At 75.0% G+C, this 1180-nt stretch carries 1 protein-coding gene; it reads right to left on the bottom strand.

Annotated features, from left to right (window positions below; translation table 11 throughout):
- On the bottom strand, nucleotides 1-1093 hold a 1093-nt coding region (locus tag B9G38_RS17565; protein ID WP_143415655.1), incomplete at its 3' end, for a histidine kinase N-terminal 7TM domain-containing protein.
- Between the last annotated feature and the right edge of the window lie 87 nt (nucleotides 1094-1180).

Below are 1180 nucleotides of genomic sequence, written 5' to 3'. Positions count from 1 at the left end.
GCTCGCGCTCGGTGACGTCCGAGAGGACGACCGTGTAGCCGACGTGCGTTCCGTTCGGATCGGTCAGCCGGGAGACCGACACCGCGTACGTGCGGCGGCCGGCGCCGTGGGCGGCGTCGATCTCGACCGTCTCGCGGGAGGCGCCGTCGGCAGCGTCGGCGTCGCCGGACCCGCCGCCGTCCGCGTCGGTCGCCTCGTCGCCGACTCCGGCCGGCAGGTCGAGGAAGTCGGCGAGCGGGCGGTCGCGGGCGGTATCGGCGTCGACCCCCAGCACCGCCTCGGCCGCGGGGTTGAGCCGGACCACGCGGCGGTCGAGCGCGAGCGCGACGATCGGGTCCCGGAGGTCGTCGATCGCGGTGCGCTCGGCGGCGCGGCTGGTCGTCGGGTGCCGGTCGAACATCTCCGCGCGGTCGAACGCGTACGCGTCCATGAGGACGTGCGGGACGAACATCACCGGCGCGAGCTGGAGCTGGGGGACCGGGCCGAGCTGGAGCGTCCACGCGACCAGGGCGAACCCCGGCGGCAGCGAACTCAGCGCGACCGCGGCGCTCTCGCGGCGGTAGAGGGGACCGTAGCTGAGCAGGGTGTCGACGAGGAGGAAGACGGCGCTGGCGACGAGGACGGTCTCCGCGGCGACGGTCAGGTACGCCCACGGGCCGAACGCGTACGAGACGGTCTCGACGCCGAAGACGGGGTCGCTGGCGAGACCGGTCCAGAAGGCGCCGTGGAGCGAGTTCGTGGCGACGAGCGCGGAGGAGAGGAGGCCGAACCCCACGATCGCCGCGAACAGGCGGCTCCGGACGACGTCGCTCCGACCGGTGTACTCCAACGCGAACCCGAGGAAGGCGATCCCGGTCCAGATCACGCCGAGCCAGGTCGTCGCCTCCAGCGCGGCCCGGAGCGTCGGGTCGGCGGCGAGGAGCCCGACCCCGTAGGAGAGACACCACGTCGCCTGCGCGGCGAACACCCCGAGGAACCAGTCGACGCCGGGGCGGCCGCGGTGGTCGCGGACCGCCCACGCGAGCGCGAGCGCCCCCGCCCCGCCCGCGAGCGAGCCGACGGCGGGCCACGCGGGGACGAGGTCGAGGGCCATGTGCGAGGAACGACGGCGACGGAGGGCGTAAAACTGTCGCGCGGAGGCGGGGCGGACGCTCGCCGTCGAGCCCGCGAGCCCTCACCC

This window comes from Halorubrum sp. SD612 (assembly GCF_002135005.1).
This window is presented reverse-complemented; position numbering and strand designations above follow the sequence as displayed.